Consider the following 18,053-nt stretch of genomic DNA (forward strand, 5'->3'; position numbering starts at 1 on the left):
ATGTCTTACCGTTCAACTTTGTTTATTTCTTCCTTGCTGGCTGCAGTGCCGGCCGTCCATGCGCAGGAAGCGGCGACTGCCGAGGCCACTCTCGGCGAGGTCACTGTCTCGACCACCGGCATGGCCGCCAGCGATATGGCCACGCCCGTGCAGGTGCTGGGCGAGGAGGAGCTGCGCCTGCGCCGTGCTGCCACGCTGGGCGAAACCCTGGCAGCAGAGCCCGGCATCAACGCCAGCCATTTCGGTGCCGGTGCCAGCCGTCCCGTGATTCGCGGCATGGATGGCGCGCGTGTCTCGGTGCTCAGCGATGGCTCCGAGTTGCTGGATGCCTCCACGGTCAGCCCGGACCATGCGGTCACGACCGAGCCCTTGCTGGCAACCCAGATGGAAGTGCTGCGCGGCCCATCGGCCTTGCTCTACAGCGCGGGCGCCATGGGCGGTGTGGTCAATGTGCTTGACGGCAAGATTGCCACCACCATTCCCGACAAGGCTTTGCAGGGCTCGGCCGAGGTCCAGGCCGGTAGCGCGGCGGGCATGGCAGCAGGTGCTTTTTCTTTGACCGGGGTTACGCCGCTGGGTGGCAACAATGGCTCGCTGGTCATGCATGCCGAAGGTGCGGCGCGCAATGCGGGCGACTACCGCGTGGGCAGCGGCTGGGGGGGCGGCGGCAAGGTGCCGGGTAGCTTCAGCCGTGGCAACACGGGCAGCTTGGGCTTATCATGGGTCGGTGACAACGGCTATCTGGGCCTGGCCTATACCCGACAGCAGGCCAAGTACGGCTTGCCTGGCCACCAGCACGGTTTTGCAGGCTGCCATGCCCATGGCGACCATCTGCATTGCGGCGATCACGACGGGCATGACCATGAGCACGAGGACAGTGGCTCGGGTAGCGTTCCCGTGGTGGACCTGACCAGCGAGCGCTGGGATCTGCGCGGCGAATGGCGCAAACCGGTGGCGGGTATCGCCGCCCTGCGCCTGCGTGGCGGCTGGACCCGCTATCAGCATGACGAAATCGAGGATGGCGCCGTTTCCACGACCTTCCGCAATCGCGGCCATGATCTGCGCCTGGAGATGGAGCACGAGCCCATCGCCGGCTGGCGCGGCACCTTGGGTGTGCAGACGCTGAGCCGCCGCTTCAGTGCCACGGGTGAGGAAGCCTATGTGCAACCTACGAATACCGAACGCCAAAGCCTGTACCTGCTGGAGGAATACCGCTGGCAGGACTGGAGCCTGCAGGGCGCCTTGCGCCATGATCGTCAGCGCATCGATGCCGAGCAGACCGATGTGCAGCGCAAGCACAGCGCGACTTCGTTCTCCCTGGGCACGGTCTGGAAGTTCAGCCCCGGATACAGCGCCACGGCTTCAGTCACGCGCGGCAGCCGCATGCCCACGGCCGAAGAGCTGTTTGCCAACGGCCTGCACATGGCAACCTCGACCTACGAACTGGGCAATGCCAATCTGGGGCGTGAACGCTCTCAGGCGCTGGATCTGGGCCTGAGCAAGAACTCCGGCGATACGCAGTGGAAGCTCAACGCCTATCACTACCGTATTCGTGGCTATATCTATGGCGCAACGCTGGATGAGCATGAAGGCTTGCAGCTGCTGCAATACACCCAGGGCGATGCACGCTTTACGGGCTGGGAAGCGCAACTGAGTCAGCGTCTGAACCGAGACTTGAGCGTGACGGTCTTTGGTGATGGCGTACGCGCAAGACTGGACGATGGCTCTGCACTGCCTCGCATCCCGGCGCTGCGCGCAGGCTTGCGCGTCAATGCCCGTCTGGCGAACTGGGACACCATGGCCGAGTGGACACAGGTGCTGCGGCAGAACCGAACGGCGGCATTTGAAAGCGAGACACCGGGCTACGGCATGCTCAATCTGGCTGCCAGCTACCAGTGGAAGAGCGGCGGCAACCAGTGGCAGTTCTATGTGAAGGGCCTGAACCTGACCAACCGCCTGGCGTACGCCGCGACCTCGTTCATCAAGACGGCCGCTCCATTGACGGGCCGTAATCTGATGGTTGGTCTGCGCATGGACTTCTAAGCACTGAATCGGCATGTAGCGATTGCTGAGCAAGCGCTACATGCTATAGATAGTGTTGCAAATGGCGCAAGGCGCGGGTGCTGTCCACGCCAATTCTGGCGATGACCTCCAACTCGGGCACGCCCGCACGCAGCCATTGCACGATGGCCGTGTTGCGCAACACCTGAGGTCCCACCCGCTGCAGTGGGAATTTCTGGCCGTTCTCGGGCTGGGCTTCATGGGCGCGCTGAATGATCTGCGAGGCCACATGAAACAGCATGCGGATCGACAGCGGCCCACCGCGGCGCGAATAGAACACCATATGCTCGCCGTCCACAACGCTTGCCCCGCGCTGCGCACGGCTGAAACCGCGCCAGGCCCGCAAGGCCTTGGCTACATTGGGTGAAACCTCCAGCAGCCGCTGCTGGGCGGCTCGGCCGCCATCGATATGCAGATAGCGTAGAGTATTGGATGCGGCACCCTGTTCCTGGTCATCAGGCTCTTGTGTATTGCCATCCCAGACTACGCTTTCGCTGCTGCGCAAATCCTTCCAAAGTAGTGCGCGTACTTCCTCTGGAGCCAAGGCCATTTCATAGAGCAGCAGGACAATCGCACGGTCGCGGGCATTCTGATAGCCGTCGGCCTGGGGAAACTGCCTTGGCAGAGCTTTCCAGAGCAGGGGGGGCAGGCAATGCCCTTTGCCGTCTTCCGAAGGGGGGCGCTCCATGGGTTCCAAGCCGGTTGCCGGGTTGGCCTGTACCCAGCCATGCTCCAGAGCATGATCATAGATACGCTCCAGCAAGCGCCAGTAGCGCCTGCGCGTCACGGGGCTGATTTGCCTGTCTGGGTGATGGTGGGCCCTTTGGCCTTCGCGAATACGCAAGAAGCTTTGCACATCGACGGCTTCAGCCTCGTTCCAGGGTTTGTTGGCAAGAGTAGGTGAGCGCTTGGCCTGAGCAGCGCTTTCTTGCGAAGGCTGTTCTCCTGACAAGTGGTAAAGCCAGGCAAGCCAGACCTTTTCGTAATTGCCATCAGGGCTGGTATCGAGCGGGTCCCAGCTCTTGCTGCCTTCATGGCTCAGCCATTCGTTGAAAACTTCGATACCGGAAGGGATGGACATATTTTTGATGGAAAGGTCATGAGAGAAGAGGGCGGTTTGGCTGAATGGGGCTGGCCTGAGATTGCAATTTTCCGGGAAGAAGAAAGCTCTCTGGGCTGAATCCGAGTTCAAGCAGGTGGGAGGTTTCTGGGGCTTATGTAGTTGCAAAGAGCCAACGCATGGAGCAAAGCCAATTTATCAAGGAGCAACAAGCTGAACAGAGACCAACTCCATATTCATATGAATCTTTTCATTTATTTAATGTAACTTACATGAATTAACTAAACATCATCAAAAACAGAACATGCCAAGAACTCTTAGTTGTCAGGGAGGAGGGCCTCCCTGAACCCCTATTACGGCGCCAAACGCTCGCGAATCCAGCTCTGGCCATCCAACCTGTAGCTGAGGCGATCATGCAGGCGGCTTTTGCGGCCTTGCCAGAACTCCCAGCGGTCGGGCACGAGGCGAAAACCGCCCCAATGCGGAGGACGGGGAGGGTTCAGCAGAAACTGTGCGCCATATTTGGCAGCATTGGCCACCAGCACGCTGCGACCGCTGATCACCTGACTCTGAGGGCTGGACCAGGCACCGATGCGAGAGTCCAGAGGACGGCTGGCGAAATAGGCATCGCTTTCTTCGGCACTGACTTTTTCCACGCGCCCCTCGATACGCACCACACGCTCGAGCTCCACCCAGTGAAATTGCAAGGCGGCAAACGGATTGCCTGCCAGTTGCTGGCCCTTGCGGCTTTCGTAATTGGTGTACCAGACGATGCCGCGTTCGTCATAGCCCTTGATCAGCACGATGCGCGTGCTGGGACGCATATCACCGCTGACAGTGGCCACGGTCATTGCATTGGGCTCGGGTACCTGGGCACGCACAGCTTCCTGCAGCCATTGATCAAACTGCTGCAAAGGATCTGCATCGGAAGCGGACTCACTGAGCTCTGCGCGCTCATAGCTCTTGCGCAGGTCTGCGATGGAAGAAGATAGGCTGCTCATGTCTGCATTGTGCCGCGCGCCAAGGCCTGGCGTTATGCTCAGGCGCAATATGAATCAAGAAGTTTTGTCCGCTCAGGCTCAGATCCCCGGGCTGCCTTGCGTGCTCGTACTGGCCGCGGGCAGGGGAGAGCGCTTTCGCGCCTCGGGCGGGAACACCCATAAGCTGCAAGCCATGCTGGGCGATCGAACCGTGCTGCAGACCACAATTGCAGCCGTTCAGGCCAGCGGACTGCCTTGGCATGTGGAATACGGGCCTCATTCCGGCATGGGTGAAAGCATCGCTGCTGCTGTTCGTGCCACTTCGCACGCCAATGGATGGCTGGTCCTCCCCGCCGACCTGCCTTTGATTCAGGCCAGAACGCTGCAGGCCTTGGCAGCTCAACTCGGCCAGCTCGACCCCGACTTGTTGCAGGTCATACAGCCGTTCTACCAGGCACAAAAAGGCCATCCTGTGGCCTTTACTCGCGCTGCACTACAAGCACTGTCGGCGCTTTGCGGTGACCTGGGCGCATCCAGTGTGGTCAAAGCTGCAGCGCAGTCGCAAATGCTCAAGCGCTGGGATTGTGATGATCTTGGCTGCGTGCTCGATGTCGATACCGTATCCGCGCTAGAGCAAGCCCGGCAGCTCTGGCGGCAACGGTTGCAGGGCGTTTAAGCCAGCGACAAAAAAGCCCCCGGCATCAGGGGCTGACAAACGGAAAAATCCGAAAACAGCACTGTGCATCAAGCTCCGCGCTCTATCACAGCGCAGGCCAGACGCGCACCAGAGTTGCCAGTGGGCTGCGTGGTGAAGTCATCGGGGTCATTGTGAACAATCAGGCTGCGACCCAGAATCCCGTTGGCACCGCGATTGAGGGCCAGATCCTTGCTCACAAAATCAATGATCGCTACACCTTGCGGATCCGCATCAAGGCTGGGCAGGTCTCCCAGATGATGGGGTTGGCTGGCGTTGAACTTACCATGGGCTTGCTGCGTAGGGTTGAAGTGGCCTCCGGCGCTCAAACCATCTCCGCTCGAACAATCACCTTTTTCATGGATATGAAAGCCATGCTCGGTATTGGGGGCCAAACCCTCCACGCGGCCTTGAATGCGTACACCACCTTCTGTCAGGGGGAAAAATTGCACGGTGCCGCTGACGCTGCTGCCCTTGGTCGCTTCCAGTCGTGCGATGGATTGCACGCTCTTGCCAGCGCCAGCCGTACTTGCTGCAGTTTCAGCAGCAGAGGGGGCGGCTGTATTGGTGCTGGAGCATGCGGTCACAAACAGCAATGCCGCTAGTGACAGACCCGTGACTACCGGGCGAGAAAAAAGGGTGGCTAAACGGCTCGCAAGCATGAGAGTCTCTCCAGAATGCAAAACTGCATTGTGCAGCACCCCTGTCTAAAACTTCAATAGTTTTTGCCTTGAATCCTAGGCCAATAAAGCGATGTCAGCTATGTTTCAAATAGCAGCACGCCGTTGAAACTGGCTGCCATGGGTATCGGCATAGCTGAGCAGACGCTTCAAAGCCTTGTCATCGATGCCCAGGCGCTGCAGCTCATCCAGTGTGGCGCGCGCATAGTCGAAAGTCGTGCCATAAATGCCCTGAGCCTGCGAAAAAATGCGTCGGTATTCATCCGGTGCCAGCTCGCCCGTGTGATGCGGGCTTTGGCGTGACAACGTAAAAGCCAACGCTTTCACGACGCCCTGGGATGTCTTGCAGGGCAGCCAGCGTGGGTCGTAGACCGCGTTGGGCATCTCACGTTGCCAGAGCCTGCGCATGACAGCGTCGCCGTCGGAACGTGGAATGCGAAACACCATGCCCTGACAGCTGCCGCCAGACAGCATGCCAAACACCAGCCCAGGAACCTGGGGCGTTCCGCGGTTGATGGTGCTCCACATCTTGAGAGCGCGGTGCCAGCCATGGACATGAGCCGCGCGGCGCTCCGTGAATTCAAAATCTGGGCGCCAGATCAACGATCCGTAGCCAAACACCCATAGATCCTCGCTGCCACCCCATTGCTGCAATGCCTGATCCAGCAATTGGTCGGCGTTGCGCTCTGCTGCATTCATATGCGTATTCAACAGGGCAAAAGTGGACATAAAAACTCCCGTGACCAGCGTCAGAACTCACTTCACTGCTAGGTATAACGCGGGAGGACGCAATAGGTGCACCGGATACAGGCCCACACGCATAAAAGCAACGAATTTCACTCTTGCATAGCAGCCCAGGGCGGTTTTTGCTGTTCTCCCTCAGGGTTGGCCTAGGGTTTACAGCAGCAAACCTCTACAATGGCGCGTTTTGCCACCCTGACGGCGCGGCCGATTCTGGGTGTGAAGAAGACAGTAGAACTTACGCAAATCCGGTTCAGGCAAGAGCTTTGCCTCTAGGTATCAGTCCTTGATGCATCCTTGTTTGCATAAGTCCTAGACAGATTTCGCACTTCAACACTTATTCGCAAGAACGGAGATTTCATTCATGTCTTTCAACAGCTCTGACGACAGCCAAGAACGCTTTGCCCTGGGCTTTCTGTTTGCCCTGATCGCGTTGGTCGTATCCACCATGGTCGGCACCGTCGTCTACAAGCGCGGCATTGCTCATGCTCCCAAGGCAGAAATGGCAGCTCCTGCAGCCAACGCCACCAATGTGCCTGTCGTGATTGAGGAAGATGTAGCCAGCGTGATCGTGGAGGATGGCGTGGTGAAGTTCTACTTCGCTTCCGGCAAGGCTGAAGTCGCCGAAGGTGGCAATGCCGCTTTGGCCGATGTGGTCAAGGGCGTGCAAGACGGCAAGCGTGCTGTGATCTCCGGTTTCCATGACGCCACCGGCAGCGTGGAAGTGAATGCCGAACTGGCCAAGAAGCGCGCACAAGCCGTGCAAGCAGCGCTGCTGGCCCTGGGTGTGGCTGAAGACAAGGTCGAACTGAAGAAACCTGAACAAATGCAAGCCGACGGCAGCAATGCACAAGCCCGTCGCGTGGAAGTGATCCTGGCCGATTAATTCACCATTTCGTTTGAAAAGCCCGATACGGCAATGGCTGTATCGGGCTTTTTGCTATTTGAACGCTAGCTATCTGCGTAGATTTGGCAATGACTATCAGCTGTTTTCAATGAAGCCCGTTGCAGGAGGCTGACCCAGTGCCACAACACGTTCCATTCCCTCCGCATTGGCTTGGCGCATGACAAAAGAGCTCCGCTGGAAGCGCATGTTCTTGATCTGCCAACGTCCATTGATGCGCAGATACTCGTCGGTGTACTGACCAGAGAGATTGACGATAGTGCGCTCTTTCACATTGATCTGACAAAAATCCAGATCCCATAGGGCTGTTGCGCTGTCTGTGCCCGTGATATGAATCTGCGGGTTGTGCCCGTGGTGTCGATCCTGAATCGATGGATTCTCAACAGCAAGTCTGGCGAATGTCTGCACCCAAGCTTCGCGGCCAGCGATGGGAGGGAATCCATCGGCCTCAATCACCGCACCATGCTCGACAAAGCATTCCCGCATGACCTCGGGCTGCTTTTGATCACAGGCACGCAGATATTGGGCTTTCAAAGTCTGTATGGCCTGTATGTCTTCAAGGTACTGCAGTCGTTTCTGCAGGTCATTGAGCATTGCGTCGTTCATAGGTTTCTACCTCCTTGGTTGCCCATCCTTCAAGGATTGAAGAAACCGTGAAACCTTCATACGGACGATGGAGGAGGGAGGACCACGTCCAACTTTATGTACCAGGGCTCTGAGGGGAACTTAGAGAAAGCAGGTGTAACAGGCATCTGCTCTGTAGCATCACTGTCTTTTCGCCAACTGCCGCTCCTCATTGTCGGCAGTCAATGTTGACCGCACATAACAGATGCCAGAAGCAACTCGTTTGAGTGCCAACGCAAGCATGAAACTCACAAAGTTAGCCCCTGTTCTCATAGCCGCTTCGCTCGGCAGCCTTGTCGTCGGCCTTGGGCTAGACGAACTTGGCATCACTGCCAATCTTGAGCTTTGGATAATTTTCTCCAGCTTGCTATTTCTCTGCGGACTGGTGTTTGCGTTTCTGATCTTGCCCCCGTAGTTCCGGACACCGTCCAGTCGCTAAGTTAGCCCTGATGGGCGGGGTGATTCTGCCGTCGTCGGAACTCCCTGGGCGACATCATCTTCAAACTCGAATGCGGGTGGATCTCGTTGAAGTGCTCGAACGCACCCGGCAATTGCGCCAGCACCGTCGGCGCGTCACGCAGGTCCATACGGCTCATGTAGTCGCGCTTGAAGGTGTTCACGAAGCTCTCGGCCATGCCGTTGCTCTGCGGGCTACACACGGGCGTGTTGATCGGCTTCAGGCCCAGTGATCTAGCAATGCCACGCGTCTCGTGCGCGATGTAGGCGCTGCCGTTGTCGGTGAGGAACTCCAATTCACGCTCCAGGGGCACGGCTTCAACCGTGCCAAAGCGCCGCTCCACGGCTTCCACCAGCATGTCGCGCACAGGCTCTCCCGCAAGTCCCTTGCCCTCCCAAGCCCGCCAGGCCAGGATCTCCCGGTCGCAGCAGTCCTTGGCGAAGGTGGCTGTGACCGTCTCGCCAGAATCGCACTTGATCTCAAAGCCGTCAGAGCACCAGCGCATGTTGCTCATCGGCACACTGACCTGGCCATCGTGAATGCGGCTCGAATGCCGTCGCTTGGGCGCCTTGGGCAACAGCAGTCGATGCCGCGCCATGACCCGGTAGATGCGCTTGTGGTTCAGCGCCTGTTGACCTTGTGAACGTCGCTCTCGATTGAGCAGCGCACCGGCGCGGCGATAGCCATAGCTGGGCAACTCGGCAATGTGGCGCCGCAGGTCGGCCAGCAAGAGCTCATCCTGGGCCGGGGTGCGGCCTCTGCGGCTGTCCTGCCAGTGGCCAGGGCGGTGATGCCGCACATGCAGATTCGAGCGCGCCACGCCCAGCACCGAGCAGACCGACTTCATTGGTCGTCCCCGGGCAACAAGGGCGAGCGCGCAATCCATTTTTTTGCTGCAGCGATCTCCACGGCTTCCTTGAGTATCTCGTTCTCCAAGGTCTTCTTGCCCAACACGCGCTGCAGCTTGGCGATCTCGGCACGGGCGGCTGCCAGCTCCGATGCCGGCACAACGGCCTCGCCTGCACCGACAGCCACCAGCGCGCCTTCGCGCTCCAGCCGCCGCCAAGTGAACAGCAGGCTGGCAGAGACGCCTTCCTGGCGGGCCACGAGCGACACGCTCATGCCTGACTCATAAGTTTTGCGAACCAAGGCAGCCTTCTCGGCAGCCGACCAGCGCCGCCTGCGCTGGTCTCGGGTGATGACCTCAATCGTTTCTGTATGCCTAGTCATACGCACAGTCCTATGCTTATCTCGAAGATAAGCGATGGACCGTGTCCGGAGATTCAGGGGGCTATCTCATTTCTTTCTCTGCGCTAGCTATCGGCGAGCAAAAAAAGCCCCGGCGCCTATCTAAAGGCGCCGGGGCTTTTTTAATGCTCAGTAGTTTAGGCGTTACGCAGTGGATCGAACTTTTCGCCGCTGGCGGAACTCTGGCGGTCAGCCATGTAAGCCCTTGAATTTTCTTGTATTAATTCGATCTTGTAACCATCGGGGTCGGTCACAAAAGCGATCACAGTGCTGCCGCCTTTAACCGGGCCGGCCTCACGTGTGACATTGCCGCCAGCAGCCTTGATCTTCTCGCAAGCCGCATAGGCATCAGGCACGCCCAGTGCAATATGGCCATAGGCCGTGCCCATGTCATAGCTTTCAGTGCCCCAGTTAAAAGTCAGCTCAATTTCGGCTTGACCAGGGTTGCCGCCTTCAAAACCCAGAAAAGCCAACGAATATTTGTATTCGGTGTTTTCGGAGGTGCGCAGCAGTTGCATGCCGATGACCTGGGTATAGAAGTCAATAGAGCGCTGGAGATTGCCAACGCGAAGCATCGTGTGAAGGAATCGCATCCTTGGATTGTGCCAGTAAGGCGTTTGAAGTTGCTGGTAAGTAGCCTCGCAAAGGGTCGATGCAATTTATATTTAACATAAGATACATAACCGCCGCGCCTCGGCTAAGAGGGCGGTGCGCGCCTCTGGCGTTTTGACGGTTTCAGCGTACTGATCTAGCAGTACCGCTTCGGGCTTTTCGCCCAAGATTCCAGCCACTTTTACGGCTGTCGATTCATCAAAAGTTTGGCGTTTTCCGCTCTTGTAGTTGCTCAATGCAGCGCGAGAAATCCCAAGGGTTTGGGCCACTTTGTAGTCGGTCAAGAGGCCCGTTTTTTTCTTGATTACATCAATCCATTCGTAGGGGGTCATAGCTGGTCCTGCTGCAATTTATGGGTGAACTTTAGGTTTTTGTCTGAAAACGTCAACACCCTGAAAATATTTCTGGTTATCGCATCGTTGACGGTTATCGGTGCGTTGACTATTCTCCGGCCAATTCTTAACAGGAGCGGCCATGTCTCAAAACTCTTCCCCGGATGACGTCCCCGGCGCCAAGCAAGGCACGGCCGATAGCTTGGCCGTTCCCGGCCGTGTCGGCGCTGGGGGCACCACATGCCTTCATTGCGGCAAAGCCCTGACTCCTTCCGCAGACGTTTTCGACTGCATTGCCGGTTTCCCTTTTGAGAAGTGCTCATGCAGGGTGAAAGGCACCAGCTCCAAGCCCCGATATCAGTTCCGTAAGTCTGTTGGACTTTTTGCCTTCCACGGCGAAGAGCTGAAAGCCATTGCGAAGCAAGAGTCGCGCTCTGTCGAATCGGTCATGCGTAGCTTGATCGTGCTGGGTCTTTGCTCCCGTCGCGAGGGGGAACAGTGATGGTCATCACTGCATACATGGGCAAGCTTGGAGAGGGCATGCAGTACCGCAATCGTGCTGAGTGGATGTCTATCGCTGACTTCCTTACCCGTCAAAACCTCGCGATTGTTCTGCGTTCGCAGGCCGCTGCGGCGAGGGGCCCCGCTTGCGGGGACACGTCCGCTGCGGGCGAAGCCCGAACCCTCCCCGTTGGTAATCACGGGGAGATCGTTGCCAAGGGAGTGGGCCTGTGAAATACGACGTTCTTGATTACTCGCAGTTTGTCGCTCGTCGTGCGCTTGGTGGTCGTCCATCCAAGAATGCATCTTTGGTTCTGGATGGAAACGAAGTGAAGCTTCGTTTGCAGGCAGAGCGCCGAAAGTCTGGTGGTGCTGTCCATATCGACTGGCTGCGCTTCACCTGTGAGCTGAAGAATGCGCCTGTCCCTTCGGTTGAGGTCTTGTTTCCCAAGGCTATGACCTATGAGGATGCTCGCAATGGAGTGACTGAGGCTGATCTTGATTTCAAGTACAGCATTGCTCGCTACCGTCGAGAAAAAATCTGTGAGCTGCTGCGTGATCTACCGGATCAGGACTTCGCGGCAAGTGCCCAGGCGCATGCTCTGGCACTTAAGGTCTGCAAGGCGTTAGGGCCAGAGTTCAAGATTGAACCCGAAGTCAAAAAGGGTCATGACTTTTACCGCTTCCGCTGGTCGATCACTCGCAATGACGCGGAATGTGCATGGGTTGGCTTCTTGGCCTCGGGCGAAAGCCCCAGACAGCAAGCACAGGCCAAAACAATCCACGCTAATGTGTACGGCTCTGCCTGCACCTTTGCGCGTGGTGACTGGCGGCACCGCATGGCGAACCTTATTGAAGAGGCGGGAGCCAAGATCACCCGCATTGACTATGCCTTGGACTTTTTCGAGGGCATCCGGGGCGGTCTTGAACGCATCCGTGATGACTGGCATGCGGGGCTTATGGATGTTGCTGGCCGGACTCCAAAACCCAACACCGTTGGCCCTTGGGTCAATGGTGGGCGCGGTCGCTCTTTCTACTTTGGTAGCAAAGAAGCGGGCAAGCAAACCAACGTCTATGAAAAGGGCGTCCAGCTCTTCGGCGAACTGGATGCAACACGCTGGGAGCGTGTTGAGCTGCGTTACGGCAACAAGCTGCGTGACTTGCCGGTCGACATGCTCCGTCGCGCTGATGACTTCTTTGCCGGTGCCTCGGACTGGCATCAAAAGATGCTGGCCGAGCACGGCAAATATGCCGAAGGCGAGGGCGTCAAGGTTCGCTCAAAACAAGCCATTCAAACCGTCAAGGCTGAAGTCACTCGCGCCGTGCGCTGGCTGACAAACACTGCCGGTGCAAGCGTAGCGCTGGCCTTTGAATTCCTCGGCCAAGACGAATTCCTCGAAATCGTCACAGGCCGCAAAAAGCCGGGACGGCTTGCCAAGTTCTCCAACTCTGAAATCAGCGCTGCCTGTGCGTCGCTGCATGCCCAAGTTTTCCAACCCAAAGTCCGGTCAGTCGGACTAGCCATCTAAAGGAGCGGCTCTCATGAAAATGCAATCCCAAGCACTGCTGTTCGGTATCGAATCCAGCAAGGGCGAATTCCAAGGCACCCCCTACGACTCCACCAAGTTCCACCTGTCGGTGGACATGGGCACCAAGTCCAACGGCAAGACCATCGGCGTCGTCACGCGCCCCTTCAAGTTCGGTGACTCCACCGAGATTGAAAAGTGGGTCAACCTGACCCCGCACCTTTCCTCGGGCAAGCCCATTAACTGCAACTGCGAGTTTGACGTTGTTGCCGCCAGCGACGGCGTCAAGCTCACGCTGCTGGCCATCCAGCCTGCTCCTCAAACCAAGGCAGCTGCTGCCTCCTAACCATGGCGCGCTACGTCATTCAGTCGGCCTCAACTGGCCGTTTCCTAACGGCAGACCCTGAAGGGGGGGAACCCCTTTGGGTGTCTCTGCTGCAGCAAGCAGGTGGGGGCGTCACTGATGACATGGAGCGCATCGCTCAGCTCGTCGGTGACTACTGCGAGCCTGAAGACTTCCCCCAGGTGATCGACCTCGACCGCTTGGGTACTGCAAACGACTACTGAGGTGATTCGATGAGTGGAGAACTCGAAGACGACACTGCGTGCTGCGACGAATGCGGTGCAATCAATCTCGGTCACTCAGTGGATGAGTTGAACGAATGCGGCTGCCCTGAGTGTGGCTCCCACCAATTGCGCGGTTATGCCGAATGGGTCGAAGACCTGCCTGATGCAACAGAAGGAGAACGATATGGAGATTGACGAAGACACCTGTACCTGCTTCGGCTGCGGGTCTATCAACATCGGCTACAGCATGGACGAGTGCACTGAGGGCTGCCCCGAGTGCGGTTCCATGGACATCATGAGCTATGGCGATTCTCAGCAGGAAGCAGAGGAGACCCAGCAGGCCTACGAAAACCAGGGCGGCTATTGATGACCCTCTTCGTCTGCACCCAGATCGAAGCCCCATGCCAGCCCGGCAACCAGGTCGCGGTGACCGACGTCACTGTCCAGGACTTTGCCGCGCTGGGCATCACGCCCGCCAGCATCGGCACTGCCGTCGCCCTGGGCTTCGGCATGGTCTTCTTCCTGGCCATGCTCGGCTTCGTCCTGGGCGTAGTGGTTCAGATGATCCGCCGCCACTTGTGAGATTGCAGCCGAGAGCTGGCATATCGCCTGTTCTCCGGTGCAAGTTCGCACCTCAACCATTGAAGGAAATTTCTATGTTCAACAAAACTCGTTCTATCGCCCGTCGCTACGGTGCCAAGGTCGTTGCAGGTTCTGCGGGTGCCTTGGCTTTTGCATCGGCTCATGCCGCTGGCATTGACGACCTGTTTGCCGAAGTCGACCTGTCCGGCGTCGCTACCAAAGTCACGGCCCTGGCCGTCATCATCGTCGGCATCGCCCTGGTAATGAAGGGCCCAGCGATCGTCAAGCGCATCATCGCCAAGATCTAAGGCCTCGGCATGTTGATCGTCGCCCTGGTTGTCGCCGTGCACGCTGCTTTTGCGCTGATCGGTGCAATCGGGGCGATTTGCTTTTTCATGCTTGCGAGGATTTAACGGTATGGCTCGTCTGTTCCGCCTGATTCTTGTGCTGCTTCTGCCTGTGCTTGTTGTTGATGTCGCCATGGCTGCTATCCCCAAGGTTGCGGGTTACCGGGTTGAGTCTGGCTCTCGTGTCTCTCCTGTTTATTCGTCTTTTGAGGGGGCTTGCGGCGATCCTTTAGCGCAGGTTATTGCCAAAGACTCGTTGTATAACCCCTATGGCTTTTATGCGAACGCGAGAGCCCGCTATGTTCCACCTGCTAGTAGTTCCTCTTGCGTTGTCTTTGGTGATAACTCGTCCGGGTCGGAGGTCAGGTTAGGTGCTATTCCGATTGTGGAAAGTGGCTCGACTTGTCCAAAAAATTCGACCGCATCGGGCTCGTCCTGCTCCTGCAACTCAGGTTTTGAGGAAAAAGACGGCCAATGCGTAGCACCTGATAAATGCAAGGACGTTGCTGCGACATGCGCTGGCAAGAAGGGTGGGCGCAGAAACTATGCATCCGCTTCGGGCGGCCTCGATGCCTACTGCATTCCCCCGCCTGATGACTTCTATTGGGATCAGCCTAAGTATCCCGGCTGCAATACGGGGTGCACCTTGCTGCCTTCCGGCGTGGATGTTGCGCTCAAAGATGATCAGGGTAAGACTTGGTGGCAGGGGGAGGGCAAGTTCAGTGGCGGCACCTGCGGTCTCGTGATGGGGGATGACAGCGCTTCCCCGGCCCCGGATAACCCAGCTGATCCCAGCAAGCCAAAGGAACCCCCTGCAAAGCCTGTAGATGAGCGCTGCGCGGGCCAGACGGGCACGGTGAATGGCAAAGAGGTCTGTATCCCTGCATCCAGTGCGATGGGTGTGGACTGGACGGGAACAACCAAGAACAGCGACGGTACAAGCACCGAGGGCAAGACCGTCACGACGTGCTCCGACGGCATTTGCGAATCCACCACGACAAAGACCAACAAGGACGCAAACGGCCAGGTTACTGGCACCACGACCAGTACGGACAAGGTGAGCCAGTCTGACTACTGCTCCAAGAACTCCAACAAGAACAGCATGCTCTGTGCTGCAGTCAATGGCAATCCAGTGCCTGGCAAAGGTAATCAGTCTTCTGGTTCTGGTACGGGATCAGGTACCGGATCTAGCGATGGCTGCACCATTTCCGACTGCAGCAGCGATTCAGGTGGAGGCCCTGGCAAGGTGGGCTTGCCTGGCACCGGAGCGGTTGAGTTTGGCAAGCTCTATGAACCCAAGTATCCGCAGGGGCCTGTAGAGGTCTGGAAGCAAAGCAGTGCAGGCTGTTGATTTCCACCCAGAAGTGACCCACTAGCCCCCGGTTTTTCCATCTCAATCTGACCCACGCATTAACCCTAGCCTGCTGCTTTCTTGTGCAGCAGGAGACCAGGAGTGATTGACGTGGCTACTTTGAGTGTCATCCGACGCTGGGCTCTGCGTGAGCACCTGTCCATCCGAGAGATCGCCCGCAGAACCGGGCTTTCTCGCAATACCATCCGCAAGTATTTGCGTGCCGATGTTGTGCAGCCTCGTCTTGCACAGCGCACCATCGTCACCAAGCTAGACCCATTTGCCAGCAAACTCTCGGGCTGGCTGCGCACAGAAGCCAACCGCTCTCGCAAGCAGCGGCGCACGATCAAGCAGATGTTTCTCGACTTGCAGGCGTTGGGCTATACCGGCTCCTACAACCGAGTTGCTGCCTTTGCCAGAGTGTGGAAGGCTCAGTGTCATGCGGCTGAGCAGACATCAGGGCGAGGCGTTTTTGTGCCTCTGGTCTTCAGCGCTGGAGAAGCCTTCCAGTTTGATTGGAGCGAGGATTGGGCTGTCATTGCGGGTGTACGGACTAAGCTGCAAGTGGCTCACTTCAAGCTCAGCCACAGCCGAGCCTTCTATCTGCGGGCCTATCCGCTGCAAACCCATGAGATGCTGTTTGATGCCCACAACCGTGCCTTTGCGGTGTTTGGAGGCATCCCTAGGCGAGGTATCTACGACAACATGCGCACAGCCGTCGATCGTGTCGGTCGTGGCAAGCTCAGAGAGGTCAATGCCCGTTTTAGTGCCATGGCCAGCCACTTCCTGTTCGAGGCACAGTTTTGCAATCCGGCCTCGGGATGGGAGAAGGGACAGGTCGAGAAGAATGTTCGGGACGCTCGCCATCGTATCTGGCAATCTGTACCAGCGTTTCCGACACTCAGTGCACTCAATGATTGGCTAGAGCAACGGTGTCAGCAGTTATGGCAAGAGATTGCGCATGGCCAATTGCCTGGCTCTGTCACAGATGTTTGGGTGCAAGAGCGCTCAGCCTTGATGCCCATGCCTCGGCCGTTTGACGGCTTTGTTGAGCATGCCAAACGGGTCTCGCCCACCTGTCTGGTGCACTTTGAACGCAATCGCTACAGCGTGCCAGCCTCTTATGCCAACCGGCCTGTGAGCTTGCAGGTTTATGCCGACCGCCTGGTCGTCGTAGCCGAAGGCCAGTTCGTCTGTGAACATCCGCGCATCATTGAGCGCAATCACCAAGGCGCTGGGCGAACGGTCTATGACTGGCGTCACTACTTGGCCGTATTGCAGCGCAAACCCGGCGCATTGCGCAACGGTGCTCCGTTTAGCGAGCTGCCAGACGCGTTCAAACGTCTGCAAGCCCTGCTGCTCAAGCAGCCTGGCGGCGACCGTGAGATGGTGGAGGTGCTTGCCTTGGTGTTGCAGCACGATGAGCAAGCCGTCCTAGCCGCTGTCGAGTTGGCATTGGAGGATGGTGTGCCTCGTAAGACCCACATCATCAATGTCTTGCACCGCCTCATTGATGGAACACCGGAACCTGAGCCCATCCATTCACCCCAAGCCTTGGCTTTGATCGTTGAGCCACAAGCCAACGTCGTGCGCTATGACCAACTCCGACAGGTGCGCCATGCGTCATGACCCAGCCATTGCAGCAATCATCATCATGCTCAGGCAGCTCAAGATGTTTGGCATGGCCCAGGCCGTGACAGAACTTGCCGAGCAAGGCTCACCAGCATTTGAAGCAGCACATCCCATACTGTCGCAACTGCTCAAGGCCGAGAGCGCAGAGCGAGAAGTGCGCTCTATTGCCTATCAGCTCAAGGCAGCCAAGTTTCCGGTCTACAGAGATCTGGCGGGCTTTGACTTTGCCCACAGCGAAGTCAATGAAGCCTTGGTGCGCAGCCTTCACCGCTGTGAATTCATCGAGAAGGCTAACAATGTGGTGCTTGTCGGTGGCCCTGGTACTGGCAAGACCCACATCGCTACGGCGCTGGGTATCCAGGCCATCGAGCACCACCGCCTAAGGGTGCGCTTCTTCTCTACCGTGGAATTGGTTAATGCCCTGGAGCAAGAGAAGGCACAGGGCAAAGCCGGACAGCTCGCCCACAGGCTGGTGCATACGGATCTGGTGATACTCGATGAGCTTGGCTATCTGCCCTTCAGCTCATCTGGTGGTGCGCTACTGTTCCATCTGCTCTCGACGCTTTACGAACGCACCAGCGTGGTGATCACCACTAACCTGAGCTTTAGCGAATGGGCCAGCGTGTTTGGTGATGCCAAGATGACCACGGCCCTGCTGGACCGCCTGACCCACCACTGCCATATTATGGAAACAGGCAATGACAGCTACCGCTTCAAGCATAGCAGTGCAGTCCAACAAACGCCCATGAAGAAGGAGAGAAACAAAACCTTATCCACATCTTGAGCCTTACGGCTCAAGCCAAAGGGTGGGTCAGTTTGAGATGGAAATAGCGGGTCAGTTTTGCATGGAAATCAACAGCTATTGCCATGATTCGCTGCCTTTCTGATGTACCGGGCCCCTAGATTCGGAGCCGGGTCGTCATCTGTCTGCTGCCCGTTTAACTGTCCCTTGCTTGCACCGTTCCCCTGAGTTCTTCGCCGTGCCTTTAGCGTTATCAGGATGGCTTTTCGGAGTGGGGAAGCTTTGTAAAGCGCAGCTTTATGAATACCCCCGGAGAAAAGACAAGGCCGCAGGCCGCTCCTGATTTAGCGTAGGCCGAAGAGGCGAAAACTCTGGGGAATGGTGCTGGGCGCGATGTATCGCGGGCAGCGGA

General features: G+C 57.6%; 21 protein-coding genes. 13 read left to right on the plus strand and 8 right to left on the minus strand.

All coding sequences use genetic code 11. From position 1 onward, the window contains the following. Positions 1–2,043 carry a TonB-dependent receptor domain-containing protein gene (locus tag QMY55_RS11790; RefSeq protein ID WP_283488776.1) on the plus strand — a complete coding sequence of 681 codons (2,043 nt, stop codon included), beginning with the start codon at positions 1–3 and terminating at the stop codon, positions 2,041–2,043. Positions 2,044–2,086: 43 nt separating this feature from the next. Here the strand turns inward: QMY55_RS11790 and QMY55_RS11795 are convergent, their stop codons facing one another. Together QMY55_RS11795 and pdxH are read right to left on the minus strand one after the other, a co-directional pair. Then, positions 2,087–3,142, minus strand: coding sequence for a tyrosine-type recombinase/integrase (locus QMY55_RS11795; RefSeq protein WP_283488777.1), 1,056 nt, complete (start codon positions 3,140–3,142; stop codon positions 2,087–2,089). 332 nt (positions 3,143–3,474) lie between these two features. Further along, positions 3,475–4,122, minus strand: coding sequence for a pyridoxamine 5'-phosphate oxidase (gene pdxH, locus QMY55_RS11800; protein ID WP_283488778.1), 648 nt, complete (start codon positions 4,120–4,122; stop codon positions 3,475–3,477). A gap of 34 nt (positions 4,123–4,156) precedes the next feature. Here pdxH and QMY55_RS11805 point away from each other — a divergent pair, with 34 nt between their 5' ends. After that, a complete protein-coding gene (locus tag QMY55_RS11805) occupies positions 4,157–4,777 on the plus strand; it encodes a nucleotidyltransferase family protein (protein ID WP_283488937.1) in 621 nt (206 codons plus the stop codon). Between the two features lie 68 nt (positions 4,778–4,845). On the opposite strand, the gene QMY55_RS11810 is transcribed toward QMY55_RS11805, so the two are convergent. Further along, positions 4,846–5,457, minus strand: coding sequence for a superoxide dismutase family protein (locus tag QMY55_RS11810; RefSeq protein ID WP_283488938.1), 612 nt, complete (start codon positions 5,455–5,457; stop codon positions 4,846–4,848). Between the two features lie 105 nt (positions 5,458–5,562). Next, complete coding sequence (locus QMY55_RS11815) at positions 5,563–6,204, minus strand: gamma-glutamylcyclotransferase (RefSeq protein WP_283488779.1); 642 nt, start codon at positions 6,202–6,204, stop codon at positions 5,563–5,565. Between the two features lie 376 nt (positions 6,205–6,580). Here QMY55_RS11815 and QMY55_RS11820 point away from each other — a divergent pair, with 376 nt between their 5' ends. After that, entirely contained in the window at positions 6,581–7,102 is a 522-nt protein-coding gene (locus tag QMY55_RS11820) for an OmpA family protein (RefSeq protein ID WP_283488780.1), read from the plus strand. 96 nt (positions 7,103–7,198) lie between these two features. Here the strand turns inward: QMY55_RS11820 and QMY55_RS11825 are convergent, their stop codons facing one another. From QMY55_RS11825 to QMY55_RS11840, 4 genes are all read right to left on the minus strand, one after another. After that, entirely contained in the window at positions 7,199–7,726 is a 528-nt protein-coding gene (locus tag QMY55_RS11825) for a nuclear transport factor 2 family protein (RefSeq protein WP_283488781.1), read from the minus strand. Positions 7,727–8,184: 458 nt separating this feature from the next. Continuing rightward, positions 8,185–9,431 (minus strand): IS3 family transposase gene (locus QMY55_RS11830; protein WP_407650544.1). Its coding sequence is split into 2 segments (ribosomal slippage): positions 8,185–9,086 and positions 9,086–9,431, totalling 1,248 coding nucleotides; the frame shifts between segments, so codons are not numbered across the junction. 155 nt (positions 9,432–9,586) lie between these two features. After that, positions 9,587–10,042 carry a lactoylglutathione lyase gene (gloA, locus tag QMY55_RS11835; protein WP_283488782.1) on the minus strand — a complete coding sequence of 152 codons (456 nt, stop codon included), beginning with the start codon at positions 10,040–10,042 and terminating at the stop codon, positions 9,587–9,589. A gap of 72 nt (positions 10,043–10,114) precedes the next feature. Then, on the minus strand, positions 10,115–10,393 hold the full coding sequence (locus tag QMY55_RS11840) for a helix-turn-helix domain-containing protein (protein ID WP_283488783.1): 279 nt from the start codon (positions 10,391–10,393) through the stop codon (positions 10,115–10,117). A 142-nt stretch (positions 10,394–10,535) separates the two neighbouring features. On the opposite strand from QMY55_RS11840, the gene QMY55_RS11845 reads away from it, so the two are divergent. From QMY55_RS11845 to istB, 10 genes are all read left to right on the plus strand, one after another. Then, positions 10,536–10,895, plus strand: a complete 360-nt coding sequence (locus tag QMY55_RS11845) for a hypothetical protein (protein ID WP_283488784.1) — start codon at positions 10,536–10,538, stop codon at positions 10,893–10,895. A 229-nt stretch (positions 10,896–11,124) separates the two neighbouring features. Further along, positions 11,125–12,423: a replication initiation factor domain-containing protein gene (locus QMY55_RS11850; protein WP_283488785.1), complete on the plus strand. Its 1,299-nt coding sequence runs from the start codon at positions 11,125–11,127 to the stop codon at positions 12,421–12,423. Between the two features lie 13 nt (positions 12,424–12,436). Next, the gene (locus QMY55_RS11855) at positions 12,437–12,766 is read left to right on the plus strand and encodes a hypothetical protein (RefSeq protein ID WP_283488786.1); all 330 of its coding nucleotides are present in this window, start codon (positions 12,437–12,439) and stop codon (positions 12,764–12,766) included. A gap of 2 nt (positions 12,767–12,768) precedes the next feature. Next, the gene (locus tag QMY55_RS11860) at positions 12,769–12,987 is read left to right on the plus strand and encodes a hypothetical protein (protein WP_283488787.1); all 219 of its coding nucleotides are present in this window, start codon (positions 12,769–12,771) and stop codon (positions 12,985–12,987) included. Positions 12,988–13,171: 184 nt separating this feature from the next. Then, positions 13,172–13,354 (plus strand): hypothetical protein, encoded by a 183-nt coding sequence (locus QMY55_RS11865; RefSeq protein ID WP_283488788.1) that lies wholly within the window; start codon positions 13,172–13,174, stop codon positions 13,352–13,354. Further along, complete coding sequence (locus QMY55_RS11870; protein WP_283488789.1) at positions 13,354–13,569, plus strand: hypothetical protein; 216 nt, start codon at positions 13,354–13,356, stop codon at positions 13,567–13,569. The genes QMY55_RS11865 and QMY55_RS11870 overlap by 1 nt, the downstream gene beginning before the upstream one ends. Before the next feature lie 74 nt (positions 13,570–13,643). Further along, entirely contained in the window at positions 13,644–13,877 is a 234-nt protein-coding gene (locus QMY55_RS11875; RefSeq protein WP_283488790.1) for a hypothetical protein, read from the plus strand. Between the two features lie 109 nt (positions 13,878–13,986). Beyond that, positions 13,987–15,267: a hypothetical protein gene (locus QMY55_RS11880; RefSeq protein WP_283488791.1), complete on the plus strand. Its 1,281-nt coding sequence runs from the start codon at positions 13,987–13,989 to the stop codon at positions 15,265–15,267. 102 nt (positions 15,268–15,369) lie between these two features. Further along, positions 15,370–16,896, plus strand: coding sequence for an IS21 family transposase (istA, locus tag QMY55_RS11885; RefSeq protein ID WP_283484907.1), 1,527 nt, complete (start codon positions 15,370–15,372; stop codon positions 16,894–16,896). After that, complete coding sequence (gene istB, locus QMY55_RS11890) at positions 16,886–17,683, plus strand: IS21-like element helper ATPase IstB (protein WP_283484906.1); 798 nt, start codon at positions 16,886–16,888, stop codon at positions 17,681–17,683. Before istA ends, istB begins: the two co-directional genes overlap by 11 nt. Positions 17,684–18,053 lie beyond the last annotated feature (370 nt).

It is taken from the genome of Comamonas resistens (genome assembly GCF_030064165.1).
Classification (GTDB): Bacteria; Pseudomonadota; Gammaproteobacteria; order Burkholderiales; family Burkholderiaceae_C; genus Comamonas; species Comamonas resistens.

Coding starts and splice junctions, on each gene's coding strand:
- QMY55_RS11805 (WP_283488937.1), top strand. CDS start 4,157: ATGCTCAGGCGCAATATGAATCAAGAAGTTTTGTCCGCTCAGGCTCAG.
- QMY55_RS11855 (WP_283488786.1), top strand. CDS start 12,437: ATGAAAATGCAATCCCAAGCACTGCTGTTCGGTATCGAATCCAGCAAG.
- QMY55_RS11840 (WP_283488783.1), bottom strand. CDS start 10,393: ATGACCCCCTACGAATGGATTGATGTAATCAAGAAAAAAACGGGCCTC.
- QMY55_RS11795 (WP_283488777.1), bottom strand. CDS start 3,142: ATGTCCATCCCTTCCGGTATCGAAGTTTTCAACGAATGGCTGAGCCAT.
- QMY55_RS11860 (WP_283488787.1), top strand. CDS start 12,769: ATGGCGCGCTACGTCATTCAGTCGGCCTCAACTGGCCGTTTCCTAACG.
- QMY55_RS11880 (WP_283488791.1), top strand. CDS start 13,987: ATGGCTCGTCTGTTCCGCCTGATTCTTGTGCTGCTTCTGCCTGTGCTT.
- QMY55_RS11865 (WP_283488788.1), top strand. CDS start 13,172: ATGGAGATTGACGAAGACACCTGTACCTGCTTCGGCTGCGGGTCTATC.
- QMY55_RS11845 (WP_283488784.1), top strand. CDS start 10,536: ATGTCTCAAAACTCTTCCCCGGATGACGTCCCCGGCGCCAAGCAAGGC.
- gloA (WP_283488782.1), bottom strand. CDS start 10,042: ATGCGATTCCTTCACACGATGCTTCGCGTTGGCAATCTCCAGCGCTCT.
- QMY55_RS11810 (WP_283488938.1), bottom strand. CDS start 5,457: ATGCTTGCGAGCCGTTTAGCCACCCTTTTTTCTCGCCCGGTAGTCACG.
- QMY55_RS11825 (WP_283488781.1), bottom strand. CDS start 7,726: ATGAACGACGCAATGCTCAATGACCTGCAGAAACGACTGCAGTACCTT.
- istB (WP_283484906.1), top strand. CDS start 16,886: ATGCGTCATGACCCAGCCATTGCAGCAATCATCATCATGCTCAGGCAG.
- QMY55_RS11870 (WP_283488789.1), top strand. CDS start 13,354: ATGACCCTCTTCGTCTGCACCCAGATCGAAGCCCCATGCCAGCCCGGC.
- QMY55_RS11820 (WP_283488780.1), top strand. CDS start 6,581: ATGTCTTTCAACAGCTCTGACGACAGCCAAGAACGCTTTGCCCTGGGC.
- QMY55_RS11790 (WP_283488776.1), top strand. CDS start 1: ATGTCTTACCGTTCAACTTTGTTTATTTCTTCCTTGCTGGCTGCAGTG.
- QMY55_RS11815 (WP_283488779.1), bottom strand. CDS start 6,204: ATGTCCACTTTTGCCCTGTTGAATACGCATATGAATGCAGCAGAGCGC.
- pdxH (WP_283488778.1), bottom strand. CDS start 4,122: ATGAGCAGCCTATCTTCTTCCATCGCAGACCTGCGCAAGAGCTATGAG.
- QMY55_RS11875 (WP_283488790.1), top strand. CDS start 13,644: ATGTTCAACAAAACTCGTTCTATCGCCCGTCGCTACGGTGCCAAGGTC.